The 18,722-nt window shown below is 37.9% G+C and carries 14 protein-coding genes and 1 pseudogene; 10 read left to right on the forward strand and 5 right to left on the reverse strand.

The features are described from left to right. The 6 genes and pseudogenes from MW688_RS10190 to MW688_RS10215 all read left to right on the forward strand — a co-directional run. On the forward strand, nt 1-585 hold a 585-nt coding region (locus MW688_RS10190; protein ID WP_486735865.1), incomplete at its 5' end, for a calcium-binding protein. Between the two features lie 498 nt (nt 586-1,083). Then, nucleotides 1,084-1,203: pseudogene (locus MW688_RS10195) on the forward strand (type II toxin-antitoxin system HigB family toxin); the annotation flags it as partial. Between the two features lie 246 nt (nt 1,204-1,449). After that, a complete protein-coding gene (locus MW688_RS10200; RefSeq protein WP_486735866.1) occupies nt 1,450-3,789 on the forward strand; it encodes a choice-of-anchor Q domain-containing protein in 2,340 nt (779 codons plus the stop codon). A 191-nt stretch (nt 3,790-3,980) separates the two neighbouring features. Beyond that, nucleotides 3,981-5,327: a TldD/PmbA family protein gene (locus tag MW688_RS10205; protein WP_486735867.1), complete on the forward strand. Its 1,347-nt coding sequence runs from the start codon at nt 3,981-3,983 to the stop codon at nt 5,325-5,327. Between the two features lie 4 nt (nt 5,328-5,331). Further along, on the forward strand, nt 5,332-6,657 hold the full coding sequence (gene aroA, locus MW688_RS10210) for a 3-phosphoshikimate 1-carboxyvinyltransferase (protein WP_486735868.1): 1,326 nt from the start codon (nt 5,332-5,334) through the stop codon (nt 6,655-6,657). Continuing rightward, nucleotides 6,648-7,469, forward strand: a complete 822-nt coding sequence (locus MW688_RS10215) for an inositol monophosphatase family protein (RefSeq protein ID WP_486735869.1) — start codon at nt 6,648-6,650, stop codon at nt 7,467-7,469. Before aroA ends, MW688_RS10215 begins: the two co-directional genes overlap by 10 nt. A 158-nt stretch (nt 7,470-7,627) precedes the next feature. On the opposite strand, the gene MW688_RS10220 is transcribed toward MW688_RS10215, so the two are convergent. From MW688_RS10220 to MW688_RS10235, 4 genes are read right to left on the reverse strand one after another with little or no spacing between them, the layout of a single operon-like run. Beyond that, nucleotides 7,628-8,374, reverse strand: coding sequence for an energy-coupling factor ABC transporter ATP-binding protein (locus tag MW688_RS10220; RefSeq protein WP_486735870.1), 747 nt, complete (start codon nt 8,372-8,374; stop codon nt 7,628-7,630). After that, on the reverse strand, nt 8,355-9,137 hold the full coding sequence (gene cbiQ / locus MW688_RS10225; protein ID WP_486735871.1) for a cobalt ECF transporter T component CbiQ: 783 nt from the start codon (nt 9,135-9,137) through the stop codon (nt 8,355-8,357). Before cbiQ ends, MW688_RS10220 begins: the two co-directional genes overlap by 20 nt. 4 nt (nt 9,138-9,141) lie before the next feature. Then, the gene (gene cbiM / locus MW688_RS10230; protein ID WP_486735872.1) at nt 9,142-9,789 is read right to left on the reverse strand and encodes a cobalt transporter CbiM; all 648 of its coding nucleotides are present in this window, start codon (nt 9,787-9,789) and stop codon (nt 9,142-9,144) included. 8 nt (nt 9,790-9,797) lie between these two features. Continuing rightward, the gene (locus MW688_RS10235) at nt 9,798-10,337 is read right to left on the reverse strand and encodes a carboxypeptidase regulatory-like domain-containing protein (RefSeq protein WP_486735873.1); all 540 of its coding nucleotides are present in this window, start codon (nt 10,335-10,337) and stop codon (nt 9,798-9,800) included. Nucleotides 10,338-10,555: 218 nt separating this feature from the next. On the opposite strand from MW688_RS10235, the gene MW688_RS10240 reads away from it, so the two are divergent. The 3 genes from MW688_RS10240 to MW688_RS10250 all read left to right on the forward strand — a co-directional run bounded on the left by MW688_RS10240 (nt 10,556) and on the right by MW688_RS10250 (nt 14,199). Continuing rightward, the gene (locus tag MW688_RS10240; protein ID WP_486735874.1) at nt 10,556-10,756 is read left to right on the forward strand and encodes a hypothetical protein; all 201 of its coding nucleotides are present in this window, start codon (nt 10,556-10,558) and stop codon (nt 10,754-10,756) included. A 228-nt stretch (nt 10,757-10,984) separates the two neighbouring features. Then, complete coding sequence (purN, locus tag MW688_RS10245) at nt 10,985-11,650, forward strand: phosphoribosylglycinamide formyltransferase (protein ID WP_486735875.1); 666 nt, start codon at nt 10,985-10,987, stop codon at nt 11,648-11,650. A 296-nt stretch (nt 11,651-11,946) separates the two neighbouring features. Further along, nucleotides 11,947-14,199 carry a ribonuclease R family protein gene (locus tag MW688_RS10250; RefSeq protein ID WP_486735876.1) on the forward strand — a complete coding sequence of 751 codons (2,253 nt, stop codon included), beginning with the start codon at nt 11,947-11,949 and terminating at the stop codon, nt 14,197-14,199. 117 nt (nt 14,200-14,316) lie between these two features. On the opposite strand, the gene argF is transcribed toward MW688_RS10250, so the two are convergent. Beyond that, nucleotides 14,317-15,237: an ornithine carbamoyltransferase gene (gene argF / locus MW688_RS10255; RefSeq protein WP_486735877.1), complete on the reverse strand. Its 921-nt coding sequence runs from the start codon at nt 15,235-15,237 to the stop codon at nt 14,317-14,319. A 259-nt stretch (nt 15,238-15,496) separates the two neighbouring features. On the opposite strand from argF, the gene MW688_RS10260 reads away from it, so the two are divergent. Next, the coding region (locus tag MW688_RS10260; RefSeq protein WP_486735878.1) for a beta strand repeat-containing protein at nt 15,497-18,722 on the forward strand (3,226 nt) is incomplete at its 3' end.

Genomic DNA, 18,722 nt, shown 5'->3' on the forward strand with positions numbered 1-18,722 from the left:
ATCATCAATGACTTTGTTAGAGGTGAAGACCTCTTTAGCAGTAATCTCGATTTTGTTGACCTAAATATTAACATCAGGAATGGTAATGTTAATATTAGCGACAGAAAAAGAAATATTATCGCTGTGCTGAAAAATACCACTGAGTTTCTAGAATCCGATTATCTCCTCGATAATACTCAACTAGATATCGGTGAGCCATTACTGATTGAAGGAACAGCCTTCAATGATACCTTAACAGGTGATGATAATAATGACACCATTAGAGGCAATGAAGGGAATGATGTTCTAAGAGCTGAAGCAGGAGACGATATACTTGAAGGTGGACAGGGAGGAGATCGCTTACTCGGTGGAGATGGCGCTGATACCTTTGTGGTTTTATCTGGGGAAGGTAAAGATATCATCAATGACTTTGTTCGAGGTGAAGACCTCTTTAGCAGCGATCTTGATTTTGCTGAGCTAAACACTTTTGTAAATAATGGCAACCTGAATATTGTAGACAGCAATACTAATGCTATTTTCGCTGTCTTGAGAAATACCACTGAGTTTACTCAATTGGATTATATTCTGGTGGGGGTTGAGTTTTGAAGTCTTGAAGTTTTGAAGTTTTGAAGTAAAAGAATTGATCCTAACCCCTTAAAAAAGGACTTTTGTAAATAATGGCAACCTGAATATTGTAAACAGCAATACTAATGCTATTTTCGCTGTCTTGAGAAATATAGCAATGAGCGTTGTAGTGTTAACAATATTTATATTTACAGATCCCCCCAACCCCCCTTAACAAAGGGGGGCTTTTCATGATAACTGTAAACATCTATTTGCGAGCTTGCTATACCACTGAGTTTAATCAAGATAGGAAATGACAGACTAGTAGGCACTCCTGAGAAATACGCTTGAGTTTACTCAATTGGATTATATTCTGGTGGGCGATACAAATAATTAGACAACTTAATCTTTTTAACACTTGACAAAATCTTCTCATTTTGAAACGATAAAAATATATAAAAAATTGTCATGAGGATTATCAGTTACAAAACTCTTTGGGAGTAGTCGAATAATTAGGCAAATCTACCGCAACCTCTAGACAACTGGTATAAAATTACCAAAAAAGCTGATTTCACTTGTCTTACAGATGTTCGTCAAACCTTCCCTCAGGCAGATTCATTCTGTAAATGCAATGTATTAAAAAAGCGACAATCTTCGTAGATAGTGGATCCAGAAGTGATACCTTAGTAGCTCAAGGATGCGCCGATACCTTTTTGGTCTGATCCGGCCAAGGTAAAGTAGAAGTAAAGACCTATTGAGCACTGATCTCAATTATTTTTAGATAGTTTAAAAGTAATATAAAATCTGATGTTTCATTGAGTTGATCAGATAGCAGTAAATGACTGAGATTTGAGATATAAATGAATAGTACCTGTTGAAAAATTAAATGTAAGGAGATTAAAGATAATGGCGACATTTACAGTGGAAAATCTAGCAGATTCCGGTAGTAATAGTTTACGGGAGTTAATTGCACAAGCTAATACAGCGATAGGACCAGATGTAATTAAATTTGATTCATCTTTAGACAATGGCACAATTTCCTTGGTGAGTGGTTCATTAGCAGTAACTGATGAGTTAACGATAGACGCATCAAGTTTAGGGTCAGGAGTAACTATTGAGGGAAATGATACATTTGGACTATTTAATGTACAAGGAAGTACTTTTACCATAGATAACTTGACTCTGACGGGAGGAAATGCAAGTAACAATGGTGGAGCAATCAAATCTGACAGTGACATATTTGTAAAAAATTCAACTATATCGGGGAACTCGGCAATCAATGGCGGAGGAATTTATTCACTTGGAACGACACACGTATATGATTCGAGTATATCGGGGAACTCGGCAATCAATGGTGGGGGCATTTTTTCAGATAAAACTACAAATATAAGCAATTCAAATATAACCGGTAACTCAGCAAATAGTTTTGGCGGCGGCATTCTTTCATTTGGCACGACAAATGTAGAAGATTCAACTATATCGGGGAACTCGGCAGAGACCGGTGGCGGCATTTTTTCATCTGGCACAACAAACGTAACAAATTCAACTATATCGGGGAACTCGACAGTTAGTAATGGTAGCGGCATTTTTTCATACACGACAAATGTAGAAGATTCAACTATATCGGGGAACTCAGGATTCAATGGCGGAGGCATTTTTTCCTTTGGCACAACAAACGTAACAAATTCAACTATATCAAGGAACTCGGCAGTTTTTGGCGGAGGCATTTTTTCATCTCGCATAACAAACGTAACCAGTTCAACTATATTCGGTAACTCGGCAATCTATGATGGCGGAGGCATTCGTTCAAGGAATGGCGAAAATAACTTGAACAATAGCATTATCGCAGGCAACAGAGCTAGTACTAACCGGAATGTAAGCGGTACCATTAATCAAAATAACAATAACATTATAGAAGCATCGGCAACAGGTATTATCGAAACAACCCTAGCCGATAACGGAGGAGATACTCAAACTCTAGCTTTAGTGCCCGGTAGCCCGGCCATTGATGCAGGAAACGATAGTTTGGCCCTAGATTTAGAGGGGAATATCTTAACTGGCGACCAAAGAGGGTTCCCGCGCTTTGTGGGCACTGTAGATATTGGTGCTTTTGAGTTTGAAGCAATTGTAAGTCCCGGCATTATTGAATTCGATTCTCCCACTTACACAGTTAACGAAGATGGTACTGCTGATACCCCGATTACCTTAATAAGAACAGTTGGTAGCGACGGTATTGTTGATATCACAGTAACTCCCTCAGATGGCACAGCAATAGCCCCAGGTGACTATGATGACACACCAATAGTAGTAAGCTTTGCTGATGGTGAAACTAGTCAAACTGTAACTATACCTATCGCTGAGGATATCGATGTAGAAGGAGATGAAACTATTAATCTAGCTCTTTCTGATCCAACCAATGGTGCTAGTATTGGTAGTATATCTACGGCAGTGCTTACTATTGAAGAGTTACCAATCATTGAAGGAACACCCAACAACGATACCCTTATAGGTACTAATGATGCTGAAATCATTAGAGGATTAGAAGGGAATGATGTTCTAAGAGCTGAAGGAGGAGACGATATCCTTGAGGGTGGACCAGGAAGCGATCGCTTACTAGGTGGAGATGGCGCCGATACCTTTGTGGTCTTATCTGATGAAGGCAAAGATATCATCAATGACTTTGTTAGAGGTGAAGACTTATTTAGCAGCGATATAGATTTTGCTGAGCTAAACACTTTTACACGTAATAACGATCTCAATATTGTAGACAGTAATACTAATAACATTATCGCCGTCCTGAGAAATACCACTGAGTTTACTCAAGATGATTATATCCTTATTGATAACAACGATAAACCAAACATCATTGAAGGAACACCCAACGACGATACCCTAATAGGTACTAGTAATGGTGAAATAATTAGAGGATTAGAAGGAAATGATGTTCTAAGAGCTCAAGGAGGAGACGATACCATAGAAGGTGGACCAGGAAGCGATCGCTTATTAGGTGGAGATGGCGCCGATATTTTTGTAGTATTATCTGATGAAGGAAGAGATACTATCAATGACTTTGTTAGAGGTGAAGACTTGTTTAGCAGCGATCTTGATTTTGCTGATATAAACACTTTTGTAAATAATGGCAACCTGAATCTTGTAGACAGCAATACTAATGCTATTTTCGCCGTCTTGAGAAATACCACTGAGTTTACTCAATTGGATTATATAGTTGCTGGCGATATTGTTTAGTTTCTGTTACAGGCTCTAGATTTGAGCTAGTTTTCTCCCTCAAAAAGTTTCAGATTTTTAACCAAATAACTGCAAAGATCAAACCCGAGATTTTTGCAGTTATTTTTTGTCTAGTAGTGTTGTTTCTGCCTTTACCTGCCTTCTGCTGTAAACTAGTATTAAACACTGAATTCTAATTAGTAAACTCAGTAATGACAATTACCACTAGTCCTCAATCCCTAGAAACAGAAGCAGCTTTAGAATTATTAGATTCAATCATTTCTCAATCTCAAGCTGAAGATGTCTTTATCAGTATCAACGCCACAGATAAGCTGCTTTCTCGCTTTTCGGAAAATCAACTAACTCAAAATATTCAAAAAAATCAATTAAGTTTGACTATTACTAGTTACTTTGGTAAGCGAAGTGGTTCAGCTTCTACTACTGAAATTAGTCCAGAAAGTATTACAGCAACTTTGAGACGTTCAGAAAGTCTGGCAAATTTAGCACCAGAAGATCCCGAATGGGTACCATTACTAGAAGCTCAAACCTACGATAACAGACAGGCAGGCTATTCTGAAGCAACTGCTAACTTTTCTCCCATCGCTAGAGGAGAAATGGTGCGCCAAATCTGTACTCAAGGGAGAGAAAGTCAAGTAGAATGTTCAGGAACCATAAGTACTAATGTATCAGTAAGAGCGATCGCCAATTCCAGAGGCATGAAGGCAGCAAGTAAGACGACAACAGGAGATTTTAGCGTCACAGCTAGGGTAGAAGATGGATCCAGTTGGATGTCAAGAACAGCAATAGATTTAACCCAAATTCCCAGAGAAACTATCACAGAAAAAGTAATCAAAAGGGCGATCTCTTCTCGTCAACCTCGTGCAATTAACCCAGATATCTATCCCGTTATTTTTGAACCTGCCGCCTTTGCTAGTCTTTTACCCTGGGTAGTAGGTAACCTCAGCGCCAGATCTGCTGACGAAGGACGCTCATTTATGTCGAAAATAGACGAAAATGGAGAAGTAGTGGGTAATCGTGTGGGAGAACAACTATTTAGCCCTCTAGTACAAATATATCGCCAACCGAGTCATCCCCTCTTACAAGCACCTAATTTCTGTAGCGATGGCTTGAGTAATAGTGATTTAACTCTAGTTACCGATGGAATACCCCAAACCCTCAGTTACAGTCGCTATTGGGCACAAAAACAAGGTAAAGAAGCCAATGGAGACTTTTATCCCATGGTGATGAATGGATCTCAACAAACCCTCCCAGACATAATCGCCAAAACTTCACAAGGTATACTAGTAACACGAGCTTGGTATGTGCGTTATGTGAATCCTCGCACCCTAGAAGTAACAGGGATGACTAGAGATGGGACTTTTTGGATAGAAGATGGTAAAATAGCATACCCAATTAAAAATTTACGCTTTAACCAAAGTCTCCCAGAAATGCTCAATCAGGTAGAACAAGTTAGTCAAGTGCAACGATTTGGCGGCGTAGTTGTACCGGGAGTAAAAGTAAAAGCTTTTTGCTTTAGTAGTATAACTGATAGTATATAAAAATATGGTTCAAATAGAAATATCAGCATCAGATTTAGCCATCACCCCAAGCACATCCGTAAGTCTCCAAGGAAAAATTACAGTACCAGGAGATAAGTCAATCTCTCACCGCAGTTTGATGTTAGGGGCGATCTCCCAAGGTACCACCACCATCGAAGGCTTATTATTAGGAGAAGATCCCCAAAGTACCGCTGCCTGTTTAACAGCTATGGGAGTGAAAATAAGTGAGTTAAATAGCGAAAAGGTTACCGTAGAAGGCGTCGGGATCGGCAATTTAGCAGAACCAAAAGAGATCTTAGATGCTGGTAATTCTGGGACAACCATGCGTCTGATGTTAGGGTTACTAGCCTCTAGTCAAGGAAAATTCTTCTGCATGACGGGAGATGAGTCCTTGCGATCGCGTCCCATGTCTCGGGTAATTAAACCTCTAACTCAGATGGGAGCAAAAATTTGGGGACGTCAAGATAACAATTTGGCTCCCCTCGCTATCCAGGGACAAAATCTTCAACCAATTACTTACCATTCTCCCGTGGCTTCAGCACAAGTTAAATCCTGTATTCTCCTAGCTGGTCTATCTGTAGAAGGAAAAACTACCGTAGTAGAACCCAGTCTCTCAAGAGACCATAGTGAAAGAATGCTACAAGCCTTGGGAGCAGAAATAGAAATAGATTCAGAAACAGCGACAATTACTCTCACAGGTAAACCCCAACTAACCGGACAAAGAGTAGTAGTACCGGGTGACATAAGTTCCGCCGCCTTTTGGCTGGTGGCAGGAGCAATAATTCCCGATTCAGATATAGTAATAGAGAAAGTGGGAATTAACCCCACTCGCATCGGGCTTCTTACTGTTTTGCAGCAAATGGGAGCAGATATTGTCTCAGAAAACTCTCAAGTAATCGCCGGAGAACCAGTGGCAGATTTACACGTACGCAGTAGTAAACTGAAAAGTTGTACTATTGCCGGAGATTTAATCCCCAGTCTAATTGATGAAATACCAATTCTTGCTGTAGCAGCTATATTTGCTCAAGGAACTACGGTGATTAAAGATGCAGCAGAATTGCGAGTAAAAGAAAGCGATCGCCTGGCAGTAATGGCTAGTGAATTAAATCGTCTGGGTGCTAAAATAACAGAACTTCCCGATGGCTTAGAAATAACAGGTGGAACTAACTTAACAGGTACAGAAGTAGATAGTTATGGGGATCATCGTGTGGCTATGAGTCTAGCAATAGCAGCCATGTTAGCTAAAAAGACAACGACTATTCATCGCGCCGGGGCGATCGCTGTTTCTTATCCTGATTTTCTTAGTACTCTTAAAAAATTATGCAATTAACTCAATTTTGGCCTCAAGTTCTCGATTTGGCTACAGAAATTACTAAAACTGTAGGCGAAACTCTCCTCGATGATTTCGGCAAACTAACTCCAGAAAGGAAACTTGATGGTACTTTAGTTACTAAAGCCGATAAATGGGCAGATAAGACCATCACTGAGGGGATTTCTCAAGCTTTCCCAGAACACGGTATTCTCACAGAGGAAACTCAACATTTATTTCCCCCGAATCCCTGGTGTTGGATTATTGATCCTATTGATGGTACCACTAATTTTACTCGTGGGATTCCTATCTGGGGTATTTCCATCGGCTTACTATACCATGGTACTCCTGTTTTCGGTTTTGTCCATTTCCCCCAAATTAATCAAACTTTTCATGGTTATTGGTATGGAGATTCCCAATTAACTGGACCAACTGGCGCCTATTTAAATCATCAACCCATAAAAACTAGTAGTGATTCTCCTAGTAAAAATCATCTCTTTAATTTGTGTGCCCGTAGTACTGATATTCTTAAAAATCCTTTTCCTTGTAAAATTCGCCTGATTGGTGTTGCTAGTTATAATATTCTCCTCGTGGCTTCAGGTGCCTCTCTAGGGGGTGTAGAATATACCCCCAAGATTTGGGATATTGCTGGCGCTTGGGTGATTCTCAAAGCCGCAGGGGGTGAGTTTATTTCTCTAGAATCAGAAACTATTTTCCCCCTTACTGTGGGCAAAAACTATCAAAATGTCTCCTTTCGCTGTTTAACTGTATCTCGTCCTGATTTGACTTCGGTATTTCTCCCCCCTATTCAGTCCGCATTTTCTGGAATTTAACTCCTTACTCTTTACTCCTTACTCCTTACTCCTTACTCCTTACTCCTTACTCCTTACTCCTTACTCCTTACTTATTACTTATTACTCCTTACTCCTTACTCCTTACTCCTTACTCCTTACTCCTTACTCCTTACTCCTTACTTATTACTTATTACTCCTTACTCATTACTCAGTAAAGATGATGGCACTTCTAAGCCATGATTCTCCATTAATTCTTGGTTACTCATAACTTCTTTGGGAATACCGTCAGCAATAATTTGACCTTGGTTGAGAAGAATAGTGCGATCGCACACTTCTAAAACTAACTCTAAATCGTGGGTAGCAATTAAAAAGCTTTGCTGAGTATCTTTGAGAAAATTAATCAGGCGGCGACGGGCACGTAAATCTAAATTAGCGCTCGGTTCGTCGTATAATACTATCTTAGGTTCCATAGCCAGAATAGTGGCGATCGCTACCATACATTTTTCTCCCCCCGAAAGTTGATGAGGGACTCTATCTGCTAAATATGATACTCCTGTAGAAGCTAAAGCCTTTTCTACCCTTTGGTTGATTTCTTGAGGATTTAACCCCATATTTTCCGGTCCAAAGGCCACATCTTCCCTTACTGTCGTACAAAACAATTGATCGTCTGGATTTTGAAAAACTAAGCCTATTTCTGGATAAAACTTACCCGGCTGTATTTTTTGCTCAAACAAATAAACCGATCCTAATTTTGGCGATAATAAGCCACATAGTAAGAGAAACAAGGTAGTTTTTCCGGCTCCGTTTGGTCCAATAATAGCAACTTTTTCATCACTATATATTTTGAGATTTAAGCCTTTTAGTATTTCTCGCTCTTTTACATGTCCATAGGTTAAATTCTCTAAACTTAGAGCTAGTTTTTCTTTAACCATGTATTCTCGCATGTTCAATCATTTCTACGACAATAAAACCCACAGCAATTGTTAAAGTTATCGTGGAAGCAATCTTACTAACTAGATCATTACTTTCCTTGGCTTTTCGTGGTAATTTATTCTGGCCATAACCTCTTAAAATCATCGCTTGATAAACTCTTTGGGATTGTTCATAACTACGAATTAATAAACTCCCCATCAAGCCTGCTAATGTCTGTAAATTACTTAATTTAAACTTATTAACTTGAAAACCTCTAATTTGCATTGCCTGACTCATAGTCAGGAAAGTTTTATTTAACTCCTCTAAATAACGATAAGATAATAACATCATATCTACAATAATTTGAGATACATGAAGGCTACGTAATGATTGAATTGTCGTTAAAAATGGTGCTGTTCCAAATAAGACTAAACTAATAGTAAAAATAGAAACAAAGCGAGTAACAATCAAAAGAACTGTTAAACAACCTTCTTGTTTAATAGTAAATAGACCTAAATCTAAAATTACCGTATCTCCTGCCACTATCGGTAAAAGAAAAACAAGACCCAAGATAAATAGTGAAGGATAACGTAGACGATTTATCCAAAAAGAAAAAGGCAACCGAGATAGGCGATATAAAACAAAAGTTACTAATACCATAAATGGTATCAGTATTAATTGATTCACACAAGTAAAAGCAATAATTAAACCAAATAAAGCAATAATTTTATAACGTTGGTCCCAACGATGAATTATTGAATCTAAATGAGCATATTGGTCGAGATTTAATTTCATGTTGTTAATTTACTTCCGTTTCCTGATTTTTATTTTCTAGTATTTCAGGATTAACTTTTTGAATAAAAGTTATAGAAATCATAGTAAAAACTCCTTCTAAAAAAGCTTGAATTCCATAAGCAACTAAAGCCAGATAAATTGCTTTTCTTTCTGCTGCTGCATCGATATCAGGAGAGATAAAACTAATCATAATGATACTGAAAAGACTTGCAGATAATGCCAAAGCTAAAGCGCCGATAAGAAAACCTCTAATTGTTTCTGGTATTAACTTCAACCAGTTAAACAGATGATAAGCTAGAAGAGCAGGAATACCCATAATTACAGCATTAATTCCTAAACTAGCTAACCCTCCATGTCCAAACATAACTGCTTGAAAAAATAGTCCAATTAAAATAGCTAAAAAAGAATAATAGCCAAGAATTATACCTATTAAACCATTCATCACAAAATGAATAGTAGTGGGAGGAATGGGAAAACTGATTGCTGAAGCTACAAAAAAAGCCGCTGTTAACAAGGAAGCCTTAGGAATTTCTGCCTCAGGAGGAATAGGACTACGGCGGATTTTACGCAAAGTGTACCAAGTTACAGCACCTGTGATTCCATACCCTGTTATGTAAACAGAGGGTGGAAGAAATCCATCAGGAATGTGCATATTTATAATTACCTTTTATTGCTACGAGAGAAAAAAAGTGCTGTGCCGATTAAACCCCAAACCCCTGACGCTGCCATAACCAATTTCTGTAGAGAAGTATATTCTGCTTGGGCAGTTTTAGTTTCTCCCGGGGAAGACACTCTTGGGGTTGAATTACCATCCTCAATAGCCCCAGATTCTCCTGTCATCTCATCACTACTAGTATTACCAGTAGGAATACTAACTATATCTCCGTGACCAGCTTTACGCACTTTTACATCCCAGTTTCCTGATTGATTGCTATCAGGGATAAAACTAAAACGTCCTTCATCGTCAGTTTCTCCCTTCAGCCAAGGTGTAGTAGGATCTTCTGGCGCATAAATTACTACTTGGGCCTCGGTCAAGGGTTCTCCCGTATCGTAAACAGCAGTTATTTGTATAGCTTCGGTTTTTTCATAGATAACTTTAGTATTATGAGCTAATACTTTAGGGGCAAAAGTTAGCGAAGGAAATATTAATAGGCTAAGGAACCATTTAAACTGAGAAAATTGACCTTTAGAGATATTCAATAACATATTTATTGTGTTAATTTAGGCGTTTAAGATAAATTTAGAGTTTACTGCTTTTTTATCTACTATTATCCTTGTTCTCTGGCTTTTTTCAATACCCCCTATGGGCATTACAGCAAAACTTTAGTTTTATTTTAGGTTCATCGGCAAGATTAAGAAAAACTCAAAATTACGCTAAAATCTCAAATAGGATAAATGATAATTTAAGGGAGTTAATTTTGGAACGTCAGGTAAACTGTGCCGTAGAATGTGTAAATGGCTGTGTTTTAGGAGATAAATGCCCTAACCGTGAACATGCAACTACAGCATCTGAATTTATCAAGGAAACATCTTTAGATAAAATGCTAGATATGGCTGAAGCAGCACGATTGAGAAAGCTAACTGAACCCCCTAAATGGGTAATACCAGATGATTTATAGGGAAGTGAGAGAATGCGCGAAGGCGCGAATTTGTTTTGAGTATTTATACTTAAATTTTAGGGTGAAAAATTCTTTGAACCACCAAATAAATAAATTTTCCCTGGGTTAACTTAGTACATAAGTACCAGGGAAAGAGCTCAGGAAGAGGAATGATACGGAAAAGTTGTTCCAAATTATAAACAGATTCTTATAATTAGTGACAAAACTAAAAAAGGATTAATTTTGTAAATGTTAGATTCTGAAAATTACTTAGTTTCGCCACCTCTTTGTCAGTCAAGATATCAGCCAGAGTCGCCGTTACAGCTAGGGATTCTGGCATCAGGAAACGGGAGTAACTTTGAAGCGATAGCCGAGGCGATCGCCGAGGGAAAACTTAACGCTAAAATATTAGTAGTAGTTTACAATCAGGAAAAAGCTAAGGTAAAAGAAAGAGCAAGCAAAAGAAAAATACCAGCTATATTGATTAATCACCGTCAATTTGCCACAAGAGAAGCTTTCGATGGGGAAATAGTCAAAGTTTTGCACCAGCATCAGGTAAAATGGGTGGTAATGGCAGGTTGGATGCGCATAGTAACAAAGGTGTTTTTAGAGGCTTTTGCCGAAAGAATTATTAATATCCATCCTAGTTTATTACCAAGTTTTCCAGGGATTCGCGCCATAGAACAAGCCTTGGAAGCTAAGGTAAAAATTACTGGATGTACAGTACATATAGCAACTTTACCCGTAGATAGCGGTCCGATTATTATGCAAGCGGCAGTACCAATTTTACCGGGAGATACCCCAGAAACACTCCATAAACGTATTCAACAACAAGAACATAAAATTCTTCCAGAGGCGATCGCTATCTGTGCCAGTCAAGAGATGAGTAGAACTTTGCCAAAAAAAACTTACTAAAATCATGATAAACTTGAAAAGAAGCTAAGATAAAATAGAATATCATTACCGAAAATCTGGAAATAACATCCTGCAAAGGCAAAAAAACTTAACTTGAGGATAATTATCACGACAACCTCATTAACCACAAAGTTAAATAGAAAAATATTTCCACAAACAGAAAAGTAAGTAAAATAGCTACAGGGAAAAGAACTTATGATTGATATTTCTTAAGTAGTTATTTATTCTTAACCAAGTAACAGCAAAATCTACAGATAAAATCTCACAATTAACTTAGAAAAAAGGACAAACGTTGGATGGATTTTTCAATCGCTACACTACTATCTCAATTCAGTGAAGATAAATTAGTCGCAGGCAAAATTCTTGAAAAAAAGCTTGAGTGTCAAGATGAAATAAGTAAAGAAAAATTAAAAATTGCCCTGGATGCTTTAGAAAAACTAAAAATAATTAGTAAAGAAAAAGGGAAATACCGCCGGGTGTACACACAAGAATTAGTAGAAGCTAAGCTAAGATGTTCTTCTAAAGGCTTTTGCTTCGCTATACAAGATAACGAAGAGGCAGAGGATATATATATTAGAGAAAGTCATCTAAGTAATGCTTGGAATGGCGATCGCGTTTTAGTAAAAGTAGTGAAAGAAGGAACAAGGAGACGCTCCCCGGAAGGTGAAGTAAAATTAATCCTAGAAAGAGCTAATCCCTCTTTGTTAGCAAAAGTACTAAACGAGAGCAATGAATATATAGCTATTCCCCTAGATGATAGGTTGCTGTTTGAGCTACAATTACAATCAAATGGAACTAACTTAGAAGAAGCCAAAGATCATTTAGTTCATGTAAGTGTATCAAGATATCCCATAGGACAACATCCACCCCAAGGCAAAATTACCAGAATTCTGGGGAGCAACGCAGAAGCGGCAGCAGATATAGACATAGTAAGCTGTAAACACGATTTACCCGAGGATTTTTCTGACTTACTCCTGGCTGAGGTAGAAAAGCTACAAAAACCCGAAATACCAGAAGAATTGGATAAGAGAAGAGATCTAAGAGACCTATTTACCTTTACTCTGGAACCAGAACTAGAAAATAAGCAGATTTGGGCAGAAAATGCCTTTAGTATTGAACAAATAACAGAAGAAGAATGGCAATTAGGAATTCATGTTGTCGATTTAGCTGAACAAATAAAACAGAATTCTTCTCTAAACAAGGAAGCTCAAAAAAGAGGCACAACTATTTATCTAGGGGAGAAAATCTTAAATTTATTCCCGGCAAAAGTCAGAGAATTATATAGCCTAGCAAAAGGGGAAGAGCATTTGACGATTTCGATGATGATGAAGATAAATTCACGAGGAGAAACAACAGGTTATGAAATCTTTCCCAGTGTGATTCGAGTAAATCATAGTCTAACTTACCCCCAAGTACAATCTTTACTAAACAATACTGCTAATATCGCACCAGAATTAGCTACAGCTACAGAAAAGCTGAATCAGATGTTCTTTCAACTGAGTCCAGCAGTTAAAGCACAACGCTTACAAAGAGGGGGATTTGAAATTACTATGTCTCAAGTACAATTACCCTACAAAGATGAAGGCAGATACGGCCCAATTATCAGCGACTCTACTCTACCAGTTCAAGCTTTTATGACGGAATTAGTAACTTTAGCAGGTAAAGCTTTAGGTGAACATCTTCATGCTCTAAATTTACCAGGAATTTTTTGTACCCAGTCAGTACCAGATTGGGATGAATTAGAAGATTTATTGAAACTAGGTACTAATTTGGGATTAGATATGAGTCTGGAATCAGAAGAAGAAATATTACCTCAAGACTGTCAGCATCTGACTCAAGCATTTTCCCAATCTACCGCTCACAAAGTTCTCAACTATCTACTACTGTCTAGTTTGAAATCAGTAAAATATTCCACAAAACCAGGACAACACTTTAGTCTTGCTTATAGTGATAGTTACAGTCACTTTGTTTCACCAGCACAACGTTACGCAGATTTGTGGAATCAATATATTTTAAAAGCCTTATTCAACGAAGGGCGCGATCGCCGCATCAAAACCGCGAAAGAAGGGGTGAATCTTTACAGTAATAGTTGTCATGGTCAAATTCACTGGAATGTTTTACCCCCTGCTTTACAAGAAGAATTAGAAACAGAACTATCTCAAATTATTCATCGTTTGAATGAAAGAGAAAAAGTAGCTGAAGACGCAGAAAAAGACCTCAAAGGACTGAAAAAAGCCGAAAAAATGAAAGAACGTACCGGAAAAATCTTTAAAGGCTTAATTACTGGCGTACAATCATACGGTTTTTTTGTAGAAATCGAAGATCTCCTAGTAGAAGGATTAGTACACGTTAGTTCACTTAAAGATGACTGGTATGAATATCGTTCTCGTCACAGTTGTTTAATTGGACGCAAAAATCGTATTGCCTATCGTTTAGGAGATTATGTAGAAGTAGAAGTAAAAAGTGTAGACTACTATCGTCAACAAATTGATCTAGTTACTGTTAGTGGTGGTGTCAATGCCACGGTTGATGATTTAGAAGATGAGTAATATTAGCTCCTCTTTCAAAATATACTTATCTGTTAGCTAAAGTCCCATTAGCTAAATTTTCAAAGGGATTTTAAACAACTTTTTTACCCCCATCAAGCTGATGGGGGCAAGATAACTCTATTCTTCTCCTAGTAAGCTTAAGATAAGTGCTTTTTGGGCGTGCATACGATTTTCAGCCTGGTCCCAAACTCGGGATTGTTTTCCTTCTAACACATCTGTAGTTATTTCTTCTTCACGATGAGCGGGTAAACAATGTAAAATTATCGCCTCAGGATGAGCATGACTCAAAAGTTCTTGATTAACTTGATAAGATTGAAATACTGGTACTCGTGACTCCGCTAAATCTTCTTGTCCCATACTTGCCCAAACATCAGTATAAATTACTTGGCTATCTTTAACCGCAGCAATGGGATCTTCAGTAATGATAATTTCTGTATTAGCAGTTTTCAAACTTTCGGCTTTTTGAACAATCCCTGGAGACGGTTGATATTCTTTGGGAGTACCTAAACGGATATTAATTCCCATAATTGCCCCAGCGAGTAATAGAGAATGGGCTACATTATTACCATCTCCCAGGTAAGTAATAGTTAAACCTGATAGAGAACCAAAAGATTCTTGGATGGTTAGAAGGTCTGCTAAAATTTGACAGGGATGTTCTAAATCGCTTAAAGCATTAATTACTGGAATTGAAGCATACTCAGCAAAAGTTTCTACATCTTCTTGTTTAAAAGTACGTACTGCCAAAATATCTAAATAACGGTCTAATACTCTAGCTGTATCAGAAATCGGTTCTCCTCTGCCTACTTGAGTAACACTAGGATTTAGATCAATTACCTGTCCTCCTAATTGATACATCGCTACGCTAAAGGAAACCCGAGTGCGTGTAGATGCTTTATAAAATAGCAATCCCAGAACTTTAGAACACTTAGGGGTAATTTCTCCCTGCTTGAGTTGTCTAGCTAAATCTAGAAGTTGTGTTATTTCTAGGCCAGTTAAATCGGCTATTCCTAGTAAATCTCTGCCTTGTAATATATTCATTAGTTACCTACTCTCTCGTTGTTTAGGTTATTATACGAAATACCTTAATGATTTTCTGAAAATTAGAGATGCTAATCTAGGTAAATAAAAATAATTTCATTTATCATAAATTTAAGGTAAAATTTATTCGAGTTATTACTTGTTCCTCTGGAAAACTAAAATAACCAGATTTAACCTAGGAAATAATTGTAACTAACCTTTATTCTTCAAACTTTCTTGCATAATGTAAAGCAGATTAATATTTTTAGGAGTCTAGATAATGGCAACAATCAACTGGATATCAGGTAGCGGCCAATGGTCAGAAGATGGAAATTGGGACTTAAATAGAAGACCCCAAACTGGAGATGATATCGTTATCGCAGTAGATGGAGCTCTCCCTACTGTTCAATTGCAGGAACTGATATATACACCAGACGATTTGATCATCGGTAGCTTACTTGTAGAAGATGTATTTGAGTACACAGAAGGTAATATAAATACAGATAGTTCATCAGTACTTACCTTTGACGGGGATATCAACGGGGATGGGGAAGATGATGTAGACTTTTCCGGTAATGAGGTTCCTGACGGTTTCGTTGATGATATAAGCGTTTTAGGACCACCCGCATCATCTACTTTTACTAATAATGGTGTAATTAATATTATCAATGGAGGTTATCTAGCTCTAGGAAGATTAAATGGAGGTACCGTTGTTAACGCTTCAACAATTAACATTGGTAATGGTAGCACCCCAGGTCGTTTAGTTTTTAATATTAACTGGACTAATGCTCCAGGAACTGTGAACCTTAATAGCAACGGATCTGAACTAATTCTAGGGGGCCAATTTACTCCCAATAATCTTGGGACAATTAATCGTACTGGTAATAATACAGTGGCGATTGTTGGTACCCTTGATTTACCTCAAGGGGACTCTTTACCTTTAAATTCTTCAACCGGGGACATTGAGCTTCGAGGTGGAGAAATTACTAGTCTTTCTGGTACTGTTATTCAACAGAATGGGGCTCAACTTACATTTACTTCTTTTGATGATCTACTTGGACCGTCCGAGATTTTTGACCCCAATGTGATTACCAATCTTCTATCTGTTACTGGTACTTCTCCTTTGGATTTAAGTCCTGACGGTTCCTCCGTAATCTTACTAGATGTTCTCAATCCCAATTTCTTGCAATCAGGGGATCTTAACTTAGGGAACGATGCTCAACTAGTTTTCGAGAATACCAGAGGTGGAACTTTTGTAGCTGAAAATATTAATCTCAATGGGACTAATTCTTCTGTGAGAATTAGCGCTAGAAGTTTTGACAATAATACTAGCGCCCTAATTCTACAACCTCCAGCTCAAGTCAATCTAATTGGGGATAACTCCACCCTAGGAAGTGATCTTGAACTAAATGGCAGAGAACGTAATCAAGGTGTAGGCCAAGTTCGTAATCAAAGTGCTATTACCGCTAGTGGTTCAGGACTAAGATTTATTAATCCTGACCAATTTATCAATGAAGGAACTGTAACCGCAGAAGATACACTTGAATTGCGAATTGGGGATGTTGTACCCCAGGATGGTACTGGTTCACCCTTAAAAACAGTGCGAAACACAGGTACTATTGCAATCAATGATAGTGCAATAGTAACTTTAATTGGTGATTTTACTAATACTGGTCAAGTTAACATCACCAATTCAGGGATACTCAAGTTACAAGGACCATTTAACCCCTCTGATATAGGAATCATAAATCGTACAGGTGGTAACACCAGAGTAGAAATTACTGGACAGCTAGAAGATGATGGCAGTGGAGATAACTTAGTTATCGGTAGCAATACTGGAGATATCTTTGTCAATGGTGGTCAAATTATCAATGTAGGTGTTGACCAAACTAACGGCAACAGTCTGTTATTTACAGATAATCCTAATAACATTCTCATTGGTCCCCAAACTATAGTTAATGGTGATATTAACCTCACTGAGACAGATAGTATAGCGATATTCCGCGATGAAGCGATTTTTACTGGGTCAGCTAATTTAACAGGAGATTCATCCGCGCTAATTCTTGATAATTTAGGAGATAATCCACCACCTATTGAGTTTAATGATTCTCAAGTATTTAATCTTGATGCACCCAATGCGGTATTAGGTCTTCAAAACACTGATACTCTAATTCTAGGAGACAGTGTTGTCGTCAATTTCTTAGCTCCTGATACTGCTTTAACTAGCGATTTAGGAACACTAATAACTCAAGATATTGGTACTGGCAGAATTGTTAATAGAGGCACAATCAATAGTAATAGTACTGGTAGTATTAACCCAGATATCTTCAAAAACGAAGGAGTACTTACTGCTAACCCCGGTGCAACTCTTACAGTGGGAGGAAGAACATTTTCCTTTGATGATAGTGGAGATGAGACAGTAGTTGAGAACTATGATGAAAATACTCAAACCCTCAGTGAAGGAACCTGGCAAGCTATTGATGGCACTCTTAATGTAATTAACATTGAGAATAATGCTCCTACCACAACACCAATCGCTAATAACGACGCTACTATTTTATTGAGTGGTCCCAACGCTGAATTCCCTAGCTTAACTAGTCTAACTAACAACCTTAATAGTTTAACAATAGAAAATGGCAGTCAGTTAACAGTAGATACTAGTTCTTTAACCAACACAGGTAGTTTAAAAATAGGAGATTCCAGTGGTTTAACTGTTAATGGTGATTTTAATCAAGATGCTGGCGATTTAAGCGGTGAAGGTTCCATCACAGCTAACTTAGTAACTATTAACGGAGGAGATGTCAACCCTGGTGATAATAATCCTGGTGGTGGTAGTTTAAGTGTGATTGGAGATTATACTCAAGCTACGGGCGCGACAGTTACTATTGAAATTGCTGGTCCTAGTGATTTTGATAACATCAATATTAGTGGAACTGCTGCCTTTGGTAACAACGCACTTGTTGATATTGATTTAGTCAATAACTTTGTTCCTCAACAAGGGGACACTTTCACTATATTTAACTATGCTTCTCAGACCAATGCCACAGGTATTGACTTTATTGATTTACCAAATTTAGGTCCTAGTTTACAATTCAGACCTGTAATTAATAGTGATAATATCACTCTTCAAATAGTTGAGGCTGGTGCTAATACTCCCCCAGTGGCAGTAGATGATAACTATGCTACCACTCAAAATCAAACCCTAACCATTCCTGCAATTGGTGTGTTAGAGAATGATACTGACGACGATGGAGATTCTCTCACAGCTATTTTAGTAGGAGATGTGACTGACGGGACCCTGAGTTTACAAAGTGATGGTTCTTTTATCTACACTCCAGATACCGACTTCACGGGTACTGACACCTTTACTTATATTGCTAATGATGGCACAGATGATTCTAATGTAGCCACAGTAACCATCCAGGTAGCAGGGCAAAATACTCCTCCAGTAGCAGTAGATGATAACTATGCTACCACTCAAAATCAAACCCTAACCATTCCTGCAA

The sequence above is a fragment of the Johannesbaptistia floridana genome, from assembly GCF_057440575.1.